The sequence below is a fragment of the Flavobacterium labens genome (assembly GCF_048286755.1).
Lineage (GTDB): Bacteria > Bacteroidota > Bacteroidia > Flavobacteriales > Flavobacteriaceae > Flavobacterium.
Window position 1 is genome coordinate 761,543 of the sequence record NZ_JBLVPL010000001.1, and the last position, 13,053, is coordinate 774,595.

General features: G+C 33.5%; 13 protein-coding genes. 7 read left to right on the forward strand and 6 right to left on the reverse strand.

The window, feature by feature from the left end:
* Window positions 1–99: 99 nt before the first annotated feature.
* A complete protein-coding gene (locus tag ACNQF8_RS03255) occupies window positions 100–912 on the reverse strand; it encodes a LytR/AlgR family response regulator transcription factor (protein WP_417950777.1) in 813 nt (270 codons plus the stop codon).
* A 466-nt stretch (window positions 913–1,378) separates the two neighbouring features.
* On the opposite strand from ACNQF8_RS03255, the gene ACNQF8_RS03260 reads away from it, so the two are divergent.
* Window positions 1,379–1,915 (forward strand): DUF3575 domain-containing protein, encoded by a 537-nt coding sequence (locus ACNQF8_RS03260; RefSeq protein WP_417950778.1) that lies wholly within the window; start codon window positions 1,379–1,381, stop codon window positions 1,913–1,915.
* Window positions 1,916–1,965: 50 nt separating this feature from the next.
* Here the strand turns inward: ACNQF8_RS03260 and ACNQF8_RS03265 are convergent, their stop codons facing one another.
* The gene (locus ACNQF8_RS03265; protein WP_417952894.1) at window positions 1,966–3,507 is read right to left on the reverse strand and encodes a glycine--tRNA ligase; all 1,542 of its coding nucleotides are present in this window, start codon (window positions 3,505–3,507) and stop codon (window positions 1,966–1,968) included.
* A gap of 97 nt (window positions 3,508–3,604) precedes the next feature.
* Between ACNQF8_RS03265 and ACNQF8_RS03270 the strand changes: the two genes are divergently transcribed.
* Together ACNQF8_RS03270 and ACNQF8_RS03275 are read left to right on the forward strand one after the other, a co-directional pair.
* Entirely contained in the window at window positions 3,605–4,288 is a 684-nt protein-coding gene (locus ACNQF8_RS03270) for a ComF family protein (protein WP_417952895.1), read from the forward strand.
* A 358-nt stretch (window positions 4,289–4,646) separates the two neighbouring features.
* Window positions 4,647–5,255 (forward strand): superoxide dismutase, encoded by a 609-nt coding sequence (locus tag ACNQF8_RS03275; RefSeq protein WP_417952896.1) that lies wholly within the window; start codon window positions 4,647–4,649, stop codon window positions 5,253–5,255.
* 291 nt (window positions 5,256–5,546) lie between these two features.
* On the opposite strand, the gene ACNQF8_RS03280 is transcribed toward ACNQF8_RS03275, so the two are convergent.
* A complete protein-coding gene (locus ACNQF8_RS03280; protein ID WP_417952897.1) occupies window positions 5,547–7,445 on the reverse strand; it encodes an amidophosphoribosyltransferase in 1,899 nt (632 codons plus the stop codon).
* Between the two features lie 132 nt (window positions 7,446–7,577).
* Entirely contained in the window at window positions 7,578–8,501 is a 924-nt protein-coding gene (locus tag ACNQF8_RS03285) for a PfkB family carbohydrate kinase (RefSeq protein WP_417950782.1), read from the reverse strand.
* A 207-nt stretch (window positions 8,502–8,708) separates the two neighbouring features.
* On the opposite strand from ACNQF8_RS03285, the gene ACNQF8_RS03290 reads away from it, so the two are divergent.
* On the forward strand, window positions 8,709–9,263 hold the full coding sequence (locus tag ACNQF8_RS03290; RefSeq protein ID WP_417952898.1) for a hypothetical protein: 555 nt from the start codon (window positions 8,709–8,711) through the stop codon (window positions 9,261–9,263).
* Here ACNQF8_RS03290 and rnhA read toward each other — a convergent pair whose 3' ends face one another.
* Window positions 9,264–9,743 carry a ribonuclease HI gene (gene rnhA, locus ACNQF8_RS03295; protein WP_417950784.1) on the reverse strand — a complete coding sequence of 160 codons (480 nt, stop codon included), beginning with the start codon at window positions 9,741–9,743 and terminating at the stop codon, window positions 9,264–9,266.
* A 42-nt stretch (window positions 9,744–9,785) separates the two neighbouring features.
* Window positions 9,786–10,355, reverse strand: a complete 570-nt coding sequence (gene purN, locus ACNQF8_RS03300) for a phosphoribosylglycinamide formyltransferase (RefSeq protein ID WP_417950785.1) — start codon at window positions 10,353–10,355, stop codon at window positions 9,786–9,788.
* A gap of 176 nt (window positions 10,356–10,531) precedes the next feature.
* Between purN and ACNQF8_RS03305 the strand changes: the two genes are divergently transcribed.
* From ACNQF8_RS03305 to ACNQF8_RS03315, 3 genes are all read left to right on the forward strand, one after another.
* Entirely contained in the window at window positions 10,532–10,768 is a 237-nt protein-coding gene (locus ACNQF8_RS03305) for an acyl carrier protein (protein WP_007137004.1), read from the forward strand.
* A gap of 182 nt (window positions 10,769–10,950) precedes the next feature.
* Window positions 10,951–12,204 carry a beta-ketoacyl-ACP synthase II gene (gene fabF, locus ACNQF8_RS03310; RefSeq protein ID WP_315206199.1) on the forward strand — a complete coding sequence of 418 codons (1,254 nt, stop codon included), beginning with the start codon at window positions 10,951–10,953 and terminating at the stop codon, window positions 12,202–12,204.
* Between the two features lie 9 nt (window positions 12,205–12,213).
* Window positions 12,214–12,954, forward strand: a complete 741-nt coding sequence (locus tag ACNQF8_RS03315; protein WP_417952899.1) for a ribonuclease III family protein — start codon at window positions 12,214–12,216, stop codon at window positions 12,952–12,954.
* Window positions 12,955–13,053: the final 99 nt, after the last annotated feature.

A 13,053-nucleotide genomic window follows, 5' to 3' on the forward strand; every position in this document is an offset into this window, starting at 1 on the left:
CAGAGACAACTTCAAAAATTCCTACAAAAAAAGGCGTTTATGGTAGAATGCACCCGTTTGAGAGTGAATGGCCGTCAAATTAAAGTGGATGACTGTTTTTTAAATTTCCAGATAATTTCCATTGGAAAAATCAGAAATAATAAGGTCGATATTTACCCTGTATGATTTGGAAAAAGGCAGTTTCACAGCGCTGTTTTTAATGTAACACACTGAATTTCCACTATGAATCCTAGAAATATAATTACGATTGACTATATAACTGTTATGAATTCTAATGAAAGGGAATGACAAGACACCCTCAAAATGCTTCAATGTTTTGAAAGCTGTTATCATTTCACCATTATTTAGGTAAATATCCGTAGAGTTATTATCGGCTTGGAAATAACAAATGTCTTTGGCTGCAATATATCTATAATCACCATAGGATTTGATACACAGAATTAGAGATTGATCTTGATTTGGGGTTTCTTGTCTGGAAAAAACTGTAGGTTCTTTATCAACAACTAATGATTGCTCTAAAAAAACTTCTTTAGAAACAATTGATTTATTCAATTTTAAAACTGATTTTACAACATCGATTCGTGTCAGTGGCTTTATTAAATAATCGAAAATCTCGTATTTTATAGCATCAAAGGCTAAATCTTTCCTAGCAGTTGTAATGATAATTTTAGGAATTACTTTTAAATACCGGTGCAACTCATTAATTAGAGCCAGAGACAAATTACTGGCCGGATCAACGGGGTCAATTTCCAAAAAAACTATTTGTGGTGTATGTTCTAATATCAGATTTAAACCCTCTTCATAATTATTAGCCGATGCTACAAAATCGAGTTCTGAAAAACTATCAGCCATGGCTTTTGTTTTCAAAACACTTTCTTGATCGTCGTCAATAATAATGTACGAATAATTCATCAATGGTTTTTCCTGAAATTGTTAGGCATTACATTATACGTCCAAAGCAAAATATACTTTAAATTATTAAGTAACAATGGTAGTTTTGGGAAACTAGTTAAACAAAAAAATCATATTTAACATTCTAAAAATAAGCATTTAACCTTTTTTACATATATGTTGTTAATATGTTTTTAACAAATGTTGACACATTGAGACGAAGTGCAAATTTATCCGATAAAGAGCATTCTTTTTATTTTAAAACCAGTTAAAAATTATAACTGTCTAGTAAATCATGCCTGAAAACATCACGTTATTATCCAAAAAAAATTCCAATAGAAAATCTTTTACCCATTTTATTGAGGACCTAAAAATTTAACATATCGATCGATTGTTTATAACATTATCCGAATTAACAATCAAAAAAATAAGCACAAAAATACTTTTTTTACAAAATTATCTTACTTTTATGCGAAAAATTAACCCTATGAAAAAACTATTTGTATTAATTTGCTTAACTTTTTCGTTATCTGGTTTTAGCCAAGAAAAAGAAACCACCAATTTCAAAAGAAATGAATTAAAAGGAAATGCTCTTTTTTTAGTACTGGGCGCAGTAGAAATAACTTATGAAAGAATTATTAATCAAGATACTGGACTTGGAGTTTCTTTATTCTTTGTGTCTGAAGATGAATTTGAAACTAACTTAAGTCTAACTCCATATTATCGCGCTTATTTTGGTAAAAAACCAGCCGCTGGATTTTTTGTAGAAGGTTTTGCAATGTTTAATTCATATATAGACCACGGTTACACAACATACTATTATGATAATGGAACGACTGTAACTAATTTTGTAGCAGATGAAACAGGAGCTGACTTTGCTCTTGGTTTTGGCTTAGGATCTAAATGGATTCACAGAAAAGGATTTGTCTTTGAAATCAATGCTGGAATAGGACGCAATTTATTTAGTGATAATAGTCCAGAGATTGTTGGACGAGGCGGAATAACATTAGGTTACAGATTTTAAACAAAAAAGCTTCTCAATCGAGAAGCTTTTTTTATATAGTCCTAAACTAATTACATTTTCATCAACCAGTTTTTCATTGATACCTCATTTTCGATAATAGCTTTCAAGTCTGCAATAGCTACACGATCTTGTTTCATCGTATCTCTATGACGAATTGTTACTGTTTGATCTTCTATTGTTTGATGATCTACTGTAATACAAAACGGAGTTCCTAAAGCATCTTGCCTTCTGTAACGTCTTCCTACCGCATCTTTTTCATCATAAGAAACATTGAAATCCCAACGTAAATCTTCAATGATTTTGTGTGCGATTTCTGGTAATCCGTCTTTCTTTACCAATGGTAAGATGGCTGCTTTTGTTGGAGCCAAAACCGAAGGTAATTTCAACACTGTTCTTGTAGAACCATCTTCTAACGTTTCTTCTTTTAATGAAGTTGCAAAAACTGCCAAGAACATTCTGTCTAATCCTACTGAAGTTTCCACAACATAAGGAACATAATTCTGGTTCAATTCAGCATCAAAATACTGTAATTTTCTACCGGAGAATTGTTCGTGTGCTTTCAAATCGAAATCAGTTCTGGAGTGAATTCCTTCTAATTCTTTGAATCCAAACGGGAAATTAAATTCAATATCCGCAGCCGCATTAGCATAATGCGCTAATTTTTCGTGATCGTGGAAACGATAATTTTCTCTACCTAAACCAAGTGATAAATGCCATTTTAAACGAGCTTCTTTCCAAAATTCATAATGCTTCATTTCTTCGCCTGGACGCACAAAAAATTGCATTTCCATTTGTTCAAACTCGCGCATGCGGAAAATAAATTGCCTTGCAACGATTTCATTTCTAAACGCTTTTCCAGTTTGTGCAATTCCAAAAGGAACTTTCATTCTTCCTGATTTTTGTACATTCAAGAAGTTCACAAAAATACCTTGCGCCGTTTCTGGTCGCAAATATAAATCCATTGCTGAATCTGCTGAAGCTCCAAGTTTTGTACCAAACATCAAGTTGAATTGACGCACTTCGGTCCAGTTTCTTGAACCTGATTCCGGGCAAGCAATTTCTAATTCTTCGATTAATGCTTTTACATCTTCCAAGTCTTCGTTTCCTAAAGAACGTGCCATTCTTTCGAGAATTTCTCTTTCTTTAGCTTTGTATTCCATTACACGGGTATTTGTCGTCACAAATTCCTGTTCATTGAAAGCATCACCAAAACGAGCACGTGCTTTTTCGATTTCTTTGATTGCTTTTTGATTTAGCTTTTCAGCATAATCTTCAATCAAAACGTCGGCTCTATATCTTCTTTTTGAATCTTTGTTGTCAATTAATGGATCGTTAAAAGCGTCAACGTGACCAGATGCTTTCCAAGTAGTTGGATGCATCAATATTGCCGCGTCAAGACCTACAATGTTATCGTTCATTTGAACCATTGCTTTCCACCAATATTCGCGTATGTTCTTTTTTAATTCTACTCCGTTTTGTGCATAATCATAGACTGCACTTAAACCATCGTATATTTCGCTTGACGGAAAAATAAATCCGTACTCTTTTGCGTGCGAAACTACATTCTTAAATAAATCTTCTTGTTTTGCCATAATGATGCAAAAATATAAAAAGTGAACTTAAAAAAAAGAAAATTGTTAAAGATTGAAGCATTGATTTGTCTATTTTTATAAATAAATCCCTGATTACATGTTTGAAAGCATTATTAATCTCTTTTTTCCAAAAGTCTGTTCCGGTTGCAGCTCTTTTTTATTGTCTAATGAAAATGTAATTTGCACGGTTTGCCGACACGAAATTCCGTTAACGAATCATCACTTAAATCCTGAAAATGATGCTTTCAAAAAGTTTTATGGGCGAATTCCTGTAGTGCATACTTCGGCATTATTTTATTTTCATAAAAAGGGAATTGTCCAAGAGCTCATTCATAATTTGAAATACAAAGGACACGAGGAAATAGGAACTGTTCTTGGCGAATGGTATGCCGAAGATTTAAAAACCATTGAATCATTACAATCTATTCATGAAATTATTCCGGTTCCATTGCACCGAAGAAAATTAAAAGAAAGAGGTTACAATCAAGTCACCGCTTTTGGAACCGCACTTTCTTCGAGTTTAAACATCGATTACAATGATACTATTTTAGTTCGAAATGTATACTCAAAAACACAATCCAAGAAAAACTTATTAGGAAGAACAGAAGGAATCGAAAGCACTTTTGATGTTTCCTTTACTGAAAAAGACCACAATAAACATTTCCTTTTAATTGATGACGTTATTACAACAGGATCAACATTGGAAGCTTGTTCCCGCGCTTTATTAAAAATTCCCGGCGCAAAAATCAGTATTGTTTGTATGGCAATGGCGCAATCGTAATTTAAAAATTTTGGTTCTAAAAACGGGTATTTAAAACAAAATGACAATTTAAAGCACCACCGTTTTTTAGCCCTGATTACTTCACCTAACTTTTACACTCATAGGAGTTCAGTAAACTTCGTTTGTAGTGGAAATCCTTTTTATGCGCCTTTTCGGCGGATAAAAAGATTATAACGGAAAGCAGGACACGAGCGGAGTGAACTGACGAATTAGATAGCTCCTGAAAACAAGCCGATTACAACTCCAAAGAATATACTATCAATTAATTTAATGAAATTATAACGAAATAGAATTTCCGTTTCCAAAGTTTAATGTTTAAATTTGAATAAATATTTATAAATCATTAAACAATCATATTATGGCTTTTGAATTACCACAATTACCTTATGCGTATGACGCATTAGAACCTTATATTGATGCGCGCACGATGGAAATTCATCACACGAAACATCACAACGCTTACATTACCAACGTGAATGCTGCTATTGCAGGTACGGATATGGAAGGTAAGACGATTGAAAATATTCTGATTAACCTTGATATGAAAAACATGCCCGTTCGTAACAATGGTGGTGGTTTTTATAATCATAATTTATTTTGGACGGTTATGACACCAAACGGTGGCGGACTTCCAACTGGAGATTTATTGGCTGCGATTGAAGCTGCTTTTGGAACTTTTGAAGAGTTTAAAGCTAGTTTCAGCAAAGCTGGAGCAACACAATTTGGTTCTGGATGGGCTTGGCTTTGTGTTCATAAAGGAGGAAAAGTAGAAGTTTGCGGTACTCCAAACCAAGACAATCCATTAATGCCTGGTGTAGGTTGTGGCGGAACTCCAATTTTAGCGATGGATGTTTGGGAGCATGCTTACTATTTACATTATCAAAACAGAAGACCAGATTATATCGAAGCTTTTTTCAATGTAATTAACTGGACGGAAGTATCAAGAAGATTTGCTCTAGAGAAATAAAAAGAGCGTCAAGATTAAAGATTTCAAAAATTACTGTTGTCTTTTTGTCTTGTTTATTAAAACAAAAAGCGCCGATTTCAAAATTTTGAAATCGGCGCTTTTTTTTATATCATTTCTTCACTTTATTCCAATAAAAAAGGTGGAATCTCTTCCACCTTTTTTGCCCCAAATCTACCATAAACTTAACCTACTAATGTCATGGTGAGTCAAAATTATATTAGTTCTTCGTTGCCACCAAATAAATTAGATGAACAACTTAGAAAACCGATTAAAAACCCATAGACTCAATTATTAGTATGCTCTAGCGTCTTTTCCTTCATAGAAGTTCATGAATGCTCGGTTTACTACGCGGTTTCCTCCTGGCGTAGGATAATCTCCGGTAAAGTACCAATCGCCTAAATTTTTTGGACAAGCAATATGCAAATCTTCTACGGTTTGGAAAATAATTTTCACTTCGGCTTTTATCTCAGGAGAGCTCAACATTTGTGCGATTTTATCTGAAACCTCTTGAGGTTGAAAAGGTGCATATATTGCCGTTACGTAATTTACAACTTCACTGTCCTTGAAGTTTTCCTGTGCTTTACATTTCACATATACTTCGTCGACTATATGATATAAGTTTCTTTCTTTAAGCAATTCTAATGCTGCTTTGAAAGCTACTAAACCTTCAAGTTTAGCCATATCAATTCCGTAACAATCCGGATAGCGTATTTGTGGTGCTGATGAAACAACAACTATTCGCTTTGGATTCAAACGATCCATCATTTTAATAATACTCATTTTCAAGGTCGTTCCTCGAACAATACTGTCATCAATAATAACTAAATTGTCTGTTGGTTTAATAACACCATACGTAACATCATATACGTGGGCTACTAAATCGTCACGACTACTATCCTCAGTAATAAAGGTTCTTAGTTTAGCATCTTTAATAGCTACTTTTTCGGTACGTATTTTTACCGACAGTAACTCTTGCAACGATTCCTTTGTTAAGGTATTTCTATTTTGCAGAATGTAATTGTTCTTTCTTTGATTCAAGAAATCTTGTGCTGCTTCCACTAATCCGTAAAACGATGTCTCCGCAGTATTTGGTATATAAGAGAAAACAGTATTGTCTGTGTCTTCGTCGATTGACTTTAAAACGGCAGGCAAAATAAGTTTTCCTAAATTTTTTCTTTCTTGATATATTTCGGCGTCACTTCCTCTGGAGAAATAAATTCGTTCAAAAGAACATGCTTTTTTAACTGTGGGAGGCAAAATTTCCTTCATAGAAATTGTTCCATTTTTTTTAATAATCAAAGCATTTCCGGGCTCGATCTCTTGTACTTTTTCGAAAGGAACATTGAACACGGTTTGTATCACTGGTCGCTCCGAAGCTACTACCACTATTTCATCATCTTGATAAAAATAAGCGGGACGTATTCCTGCTGGATCTCTAAATACGAATGAATCCCCGTGACCTAATAGTCCTGCCATGGCATAACCACCATCTAAATTTTTAGAAGCTCGGGTCAAAATTTTAGCTACATCCAATCGCTCTGCAATAACGGGTGAAGCCTCTCTCTTAGTCAATCCTTCATTTTTACACTCTTGGTACAAATCAGTTACTGCATCGTCAAGAAAATGACCAATTTTTTCCATCACTGTAACCGTATCCGCCATTTCTTTTGGATGCTGCCCTAGTTCAACCAAACTTTGAAAAAGCTCTTTAACATTTGTCATGTTGAAATTTCCAGCCAAAATCAAGTTTCTGTGCATCCAGTTATTCTGACGTAAAAAAGGATGAACACTTTCAATGCTGTTTTTACCAAAAGTTCCATAACGAACATGTCCCAAAAACAATTCTCCTAAATATGGAATTTTTTGTTTTTGTAACGCCACATCATCTGCGTATTCCGGATGAGCGGCCATTTCCTCATTTATTCTGTCGTTTATTTGAGCAAAAACATCTTGAATGGGTTGCGCATGATTCGAACGAACTCTACTAATGTAACGTTCTCCTGGTTCCACATCTAATTTTATGCTTGCAAAACCAGCTCCGTCTTGACCGCGATTGTGCTGCTTTTCCATAAGAAGATACATTTTTTGTATTCCGTAGAAAGCAGTTCCGTATTTCTCTTTATAAAATTCAAGCGGTTTGAGTAGTCTAATTAAGGCTATACCACACTCGTGTTTTAAAGCATCGCTCATTGTAAGTTTGTTTGTGTTGTTGTGTTATTGTAAAAAATAAATTGAACTGATCTAAAAAAAATTGATAAATCAGATGTAATTCCCTGCTAATTTTATTTAACAAAAAAACCTCGTTTCCGAGGTTTCAGTGCATTATAATTCTATGTCGAATTGTGTCAGTGATTTGAATTGTTGTAATCTGGAAACAACTTCCTTTTTATCTAAATTAACCATCCTTTCTGTTCCAAATTTTTCCACACTAAATGAAGCTAAATTAGAACCGTATATAACAGCATTTTTCATGTTCTCAAAAGAGATGTTTTCACTCTGCGTTATAAATCCTGCAAATCCACCTGCAAAAGTATCTCCAGCTCCAGTTGGATCAAAAACTTCTTCTAATGGTAATGCTGGCGCAAAAAACACTTCTTTTTTATGAAATAAAAGAGCACCGTGCTCTCCTTTTTTAATCACTACGTATTCTGGTCCCATTTCATGAATTTTTGCAGCCGCTTTTACCAAAGAATATTCTCCGGAAAGTTGTCTTGCTTCTTCATCATTAATAGTGATTACATCTATACGTTTCATTACGTCAAGTAATTCCGGTAAAGCACAATCCATCCAAAAATTCATAGTATCTAAAACTACTAATTTTGGTTTGCTTTCCATTTGATCCAAAACACTGCTTTGTACTAATGGATGTAGGTTTCCTAACATCACTACATCGGCATTTTTAAAGTTTTGAGGTACTTTTGGTTGAAAATCACCCAAAACATTAAGTTCCGTTGCCAATGTATCTCTTGAATTCAAATCATTATGGTAAAGACCGCTCCAAAAAAACGTTTTCCCACCTTTAACAACTTCAAGGCCTGAAATATCAATGTTTCTTGCTGTTAATAAATCTAAATATTCTTGTGGGAAATCATCGCCAACTACAGAAACTATGGCAGATTGTAAATTAAAAAAAGAAGCCGAAAGTCCTATATAAGGTGCAGCTCCACCCAAAATTTTATCAGTTTTGCCAAAAGGCGTTTCTATGGCATCAAAAGCAACGCTTCCAACAATCAATAATTTATTCATTTTCTGAGTTTCGAATTAAGGCGCAAAGATAGTTTATAAGTTGTAAAGTTGCAATGGTTTTAAATCTCAAAGTTTTCTTAAAAAAACACTATCTTTTTTAACCATAAAAGCATTCTAAATGAATGAATTAAGACTTTTCTTTTGTTTGATTAACGTAAAATTTTTAGTGCTTATTTAATTAAATTTGTGTCCTATTAAATTTGAATCATGAAAAAAATCATAACTCTATTAACGTTGTTTTGTTTATTGATCTCCTGCGAAAGAAAAGAACCAAACTTTTCTAAAGAAATGATTGGGAAATTAATAGTTGAAAACAATGGGCTTCCGTCTTATTATCTTTCTTTTGATTTGTATGTTCAAACAAATAATAATGAAATTTATAAGACTAATAATCATGAATTATCTGCATTTTACAAACAGTATTATTTTAGAAAATTCAAAACCTTTCATGAATTTTTAGATAAGGTTTTAAATCAGAGATTTGTTTTAGACAAAAGATTGTTTAAAAAACTAACTTATTTGGAAAGTTTTAAACCAAACTCAAATGCAGAAAAAGAATATGCTCGTTTAGGTATTAAGAGGTTTTTAACAAAATATTCAAAGATAACGGCCTCGAAAAGAATAGCTCTCAAACGCGAAATTATAAAAGAGGGAGAACGCGAAACGATAGCCTATTTTTTATTTAAAAATGGATATGATTTAAGTTCTGATTGTTATCTAGGAATCGATTACATTAGAAAAAGAGAAGAATCTTTTAAATAATCACAACAGCTTTGCCTCTTCTTTTTCGTAAAATGCATCAACTGAAAGTTGCTTTTGCATCGAAGCCATAACGGCTAACTCATCACATCGTTCATTTTGGACATGATTATTATGTCCTTTAATCCATTTAAAATTTACTTTATGTTTTCTATAAACAACCAGAAAACGTTTCCACAAGTCGGAATTTTTCCTGTCAACAAATCCTTTTTTTTCCCAACCTAAAACCCATTTTTTCTCTACTGAATCTACTACATATTTAGAATCCGAAACAACTAAAACTCTAGTGTTAGGATTTTTTAATTTTTCCAGACCTACAATTACTGCCAGCAACTCCATTCTATTATTAGTTGTACGACGAAAACCTTCATAGAACTCTTTCTTGTACGGCTTTCCTACCCATTCCATCACTACTCCATAACCACCGTTTCCGGGATTTCCTTTGGCAGCGCCATCCGTATATATATGTACGTCGTGTTCCATTTTAGATTTTTAGACTTAGAGATTGTTAGATTTTTTGTAATACTATAATAGCTTTTCTAACAATTTCTCGATTACCTCCGGAAAATATTTTTGTTCTAATTCATGAATTTTTCCGGCCACTTCTTCTGGTGTTTCATCGCCCGACAAGGCTACCTTTTTTTGAAAAATAATATTACCCTCATCATAATTTTCATCAACAAAATGAATGGTTATTCCTGTTTCCACCTCTTTATTACCAACAATTGCTCTATGGATATACATACCATACATTCCTTTTCCGCCGTATTTTGGCAGTAATGCAGGATGAATGTTTATGATCTTATTAGGATAGACTGCAATGATATTTTTGGGAAATTTTAATAAAAATCCTGCTAAAACAATCAAATCAGGCTGGATTTTATTTATTTTATGTAATACAATTCCTTCAATTAACTCTTCTTTTGAGAAAATAATGGATGGAACTTCATAGTTTTTTGCTCTTTCAATCACTTGAGCACTTTGGTTATTTGTAAACACCGCTTCGACAGTTCCAATTTCTGTTTTTGCAAAATACTTTATGATATTTTCAGCATTAGTACCCGATCCAGAAGCAAAAACCACAATTTTTTTCATAACCTATCAAATTTTAATTGCACAAAAAAAGGCATAAAAATCGAAAATAAATAACATTGCGACAGCTTTGTTAAAATAAATTTCATAAATTAGATGTCACATTTATTAACTAAATAGTTGTTTTAAAATAAAGTTTTTTATTTTTGCCAACAAATTAAATTCTAAAATTAAAGATTATGTCAGACATTGCATCAAGAGTAAAAGCGATTATCGTAGACAAATTAGGTGTTGACGAAAACGAAGTTGTAACAGAAGCAAGCTTCACTAATGATTTAGGAGCTGACTCATTAGACACTGTTGAGCTTATTATGGAATTCGAAAAAGAATTTGACATTCAAATTCCAGACGATCAAGCAGAAAACATCGCTACTGTAGGTCAAGCAATCTCTTATATCGAGGAAGCTAAAAAATAATAAATTACACACCCGTCTGCAATCTTGCTTACGGGTGTTATTATTTTTTTTAAAATTAAATTCGAGATTGAATTTCAATCAAAAACTATATTTATTGTAATACCCATGGCTCTTTCGTAATAGTAATACAGCAAAGAAAGCATGGGTTTTATTTGTTTAAAGATAACAAAAATAAAGAATTTATGGTATTAAGACGAGTTGTTGTAACAGGTTTAGGCGCTCTTACACCCATTGGAAATAACATTGAAGAGTATTGGAACGGACTTATTAACGGCGTTAGTGGAGCTGCTCCAATCACTTATTTTGACGCTTCAAAATTTAAAACTCAATTTGCATGCGAATTGAAAAATTTTAATGCTGAAGATTTCTTAGACAGAAAAGAGGCTAGAAAAATGGACCGATATGCACAATACGCAATGGTATCATCTGACGAAGCTGTAAATGATGCAGGTTTCAATTTTGAAAAATTAGATAAAGACAGAGTGGGCGTAATATGGGGATCTGGAATAGGCGGATTAGAAACTTTTCAAATAGAAGTTCTTAATTTTGCTGCTGGTGACGGTACCCCAAAATTTAATCCTTTCTTCATCCCTAAAATGATTGCCGATATAGCTGGTGGTCACATTTCAATAAAATATGGTTTTAGAGGGCCTAATTTCACAACTGTTTCAGCTTGTGCTTCCTCTACAAATGCTATTATTGATGCTTTCAATTATATTAGATTAGGTCACGCAGATGCTATGGTAACCGGAGGATCTGAAGCTGCCGTAACTATAGCAGGTATGGGTGGATTTAACGCCATGCATGCTTTATCAACAAGAAATGACGATCCAAAAACAGCTTCCAGACCTATGGATAAAGACCGTGATGGATTTGTTTTAGGAGAAGGTGCTGGTGCTCTAGTCCTTGAAGAATACGAACATGCAATTGCTCGTGGAGCAAAAATATATTGCGAAATTGGCGGTGGCGGTATGTCAGCAGATGCCCATCATATTACTGCACCACATCCTGATGGATTAGGTGCTAAAAATGTAATGCTGAACTGCTTGAGAGACGCTGGTTTAAAACCAACCGATGTTGATGGAGTAAATATGCACGGAACTTCAACACCTTTAGGTGATATGGCAGAATCCAAAGCTATACTTCATGTTTTTGGCGATCACGCTTACACAATGAATCTAAATTCAACAAAATCCATGACGGGTCATTTACTTGGCGCAGCAGGAGCTGTTGAAACAATTTCTTCTATTCTTTCCATGAAACATGGAATTGTACCACCTACAATAAATCATTTTACAAATGATGAAAGCATTGATTCTAAATTAAATTTTACTTTCAACAAAGCTCAGAAAAGAGAAATGAATGTTGTTATGAGTAATACTTTTGGTTTTGGCGGTCACAATGCTTGTGTATTGGTAAAAAAATTAGAAATCTAATAATTATATATGCGTATAATCAGAAAAATATTTTCAAAATCCCGTTCTCCAGAAGACGGGATTTTTTTTGATTCTATTCAGAAAATCTTGGGTTTCGACCCAATAAACTTAGACAATTACAGGAAAGCCTTCACGCATCGTTCCTCAAATCGCATGGATGTTTTAGGAAATCCAATTAATTACGAACGATTAGAGTTTTTAGGTGACGCTATGTTAAGCTCCGTAATTGCAGCTCATTTATTTAGCAAAGCGCCCGCTGGAGACGAAGGTTATCTTACTAAAATGCGTTCAAAAATTGTAAGCAGAGAACATTTGAACGAATTAGGAAAAGACCTAAATTTAGTACAATACATAGAAAGCAAAGTGCCGATACAGCATTTTGGTGAAAACATACATGGTAATATCTTTGAGTCACTCGTAGGAGCAATTTATCTGGATAGAGGCTATGTATATTGTGAAAAATTCATTCAAAAAAGAGTTATAATTCCTTACGTAGATATCGCAAGACTCGAAGGAAAAGTAATTAGTTATAAAAGTTTGGTCATAGAATGGTGTCAAAAAGAAAAGAAAATATTTCATTATGACATTTTCGAAGATAACGCAATTGACGGGCAACGTTTGTTTGGCGTAAAACTAAGTATTGATGACAAAGTGATTGGAAGAGCAAGAGCAACTTCAAAAAAGAAAGCAGAAGAAAAAGCATCCCAACGTGCTTATTTTGCATTTCAAGAAAAAATGGACCGAAAATAATATCAATTTTCATAAAACTATATCGTTTTCGTTCATAAATTAACAAAAACATCTTATTTTGAGAGGTCTACGCTTCGATAGAAATACTATATTTACATC

Excerpts from the sequence above, each read along its gene's own strand:
- ACNQF8_RS03255 (WP_417950777.1), bottom strand. The coding sequence starts at position 912 with ATGAATTATTCGTACATTATTATTGACGACGATCAAGAAAGTGTTTTG.
- ACNQF8_RS03260 (WP_417950778.1), top strand. The coding sequence starts at position 1,379 with ATGAAAAAACTATTTGTATTAATTTGCTTAACTTTTTCGTTATCTGGT.
- ACNQF8_RS03265 (WP_417952894.1), bottom strand. The coding sequence starts at position 3,507 with ATGGCAAAACAAGAAGATTTATTTAAGAATGTAGTTTCGCACGCAAAA.
- ACNQF8_RS03270 (WP_417952895.1), top strand. The coding sequence starts at position 3,605 with ATGTTTGAAAGCATTATTAATCTCTTTTTTCCAAAAGTCTGTTCCGGT.
- ACNQF8_RS03275 (WP_417952896.1), top strand. The coding sequence starts at position 4,647 with ATGGCTTTTGAATTACCACAATTACCTTATGCGTATGACGCATTAGAA.
- ACNQF8_RS03280 (WP_417952897.1), bottom strand. The coding sequence starts at position 7,445 with ATGAGCGATGCTTTAAAACACGAGTGTGGTATAGCCTTAATTAGACTA.
- ACNQF8_RS03285 (WP_417950782.1), bottom strand. The coding sequence starts at position 8,501 with ATGAATAAATTATTGATTGTTGGAAGCGTTGCTTTTGATGCCATAGAA.
- ACNQF8_RS03290 (WP_417952898.1), top strand. The coding sequence starts at position 8,709 with ATGAAAAAAATCATAACTCTATTAACGTTGTTTTGTTTATTGATCTCC.
- rnhA (WP_417950784.1), bottom strand. The coding sequence starts at position 9,743 with ATGGAACACGACGTACATATATATACGGATGGCGCTGCCAAAGGAAAT.
- purN (WP_417950785.1), bottom strand. The coding sequence starts at position 10,355 with ATGAAAAAAATTGTGGTTTTTGCTTCTGGATCGGGTACTAATGCTGAA.
- ACNQF8_RS03305 (WP_007137004.1), top strand. The coding sequence starts at position 10,532 with ATGTCAGACATTGCATCAAGAGTAAAAGCGATTATCGTAGACAAATTA.
- fabF (WP_315206199.1), top strand. The coding sequence starts at position 10,951 with ATGGTATTAAGACGAGTTGTTGTAACAGGTTTAGGCGCTCTTACACCC.
- ACNQF8_RS03315 (WP_417952899.1), top strand. The coding sequence starts at position 12,214 with ATGCGTATAATCAGAAAAATATTTTCAAAATCCCGTTCTCCAGAAGAC.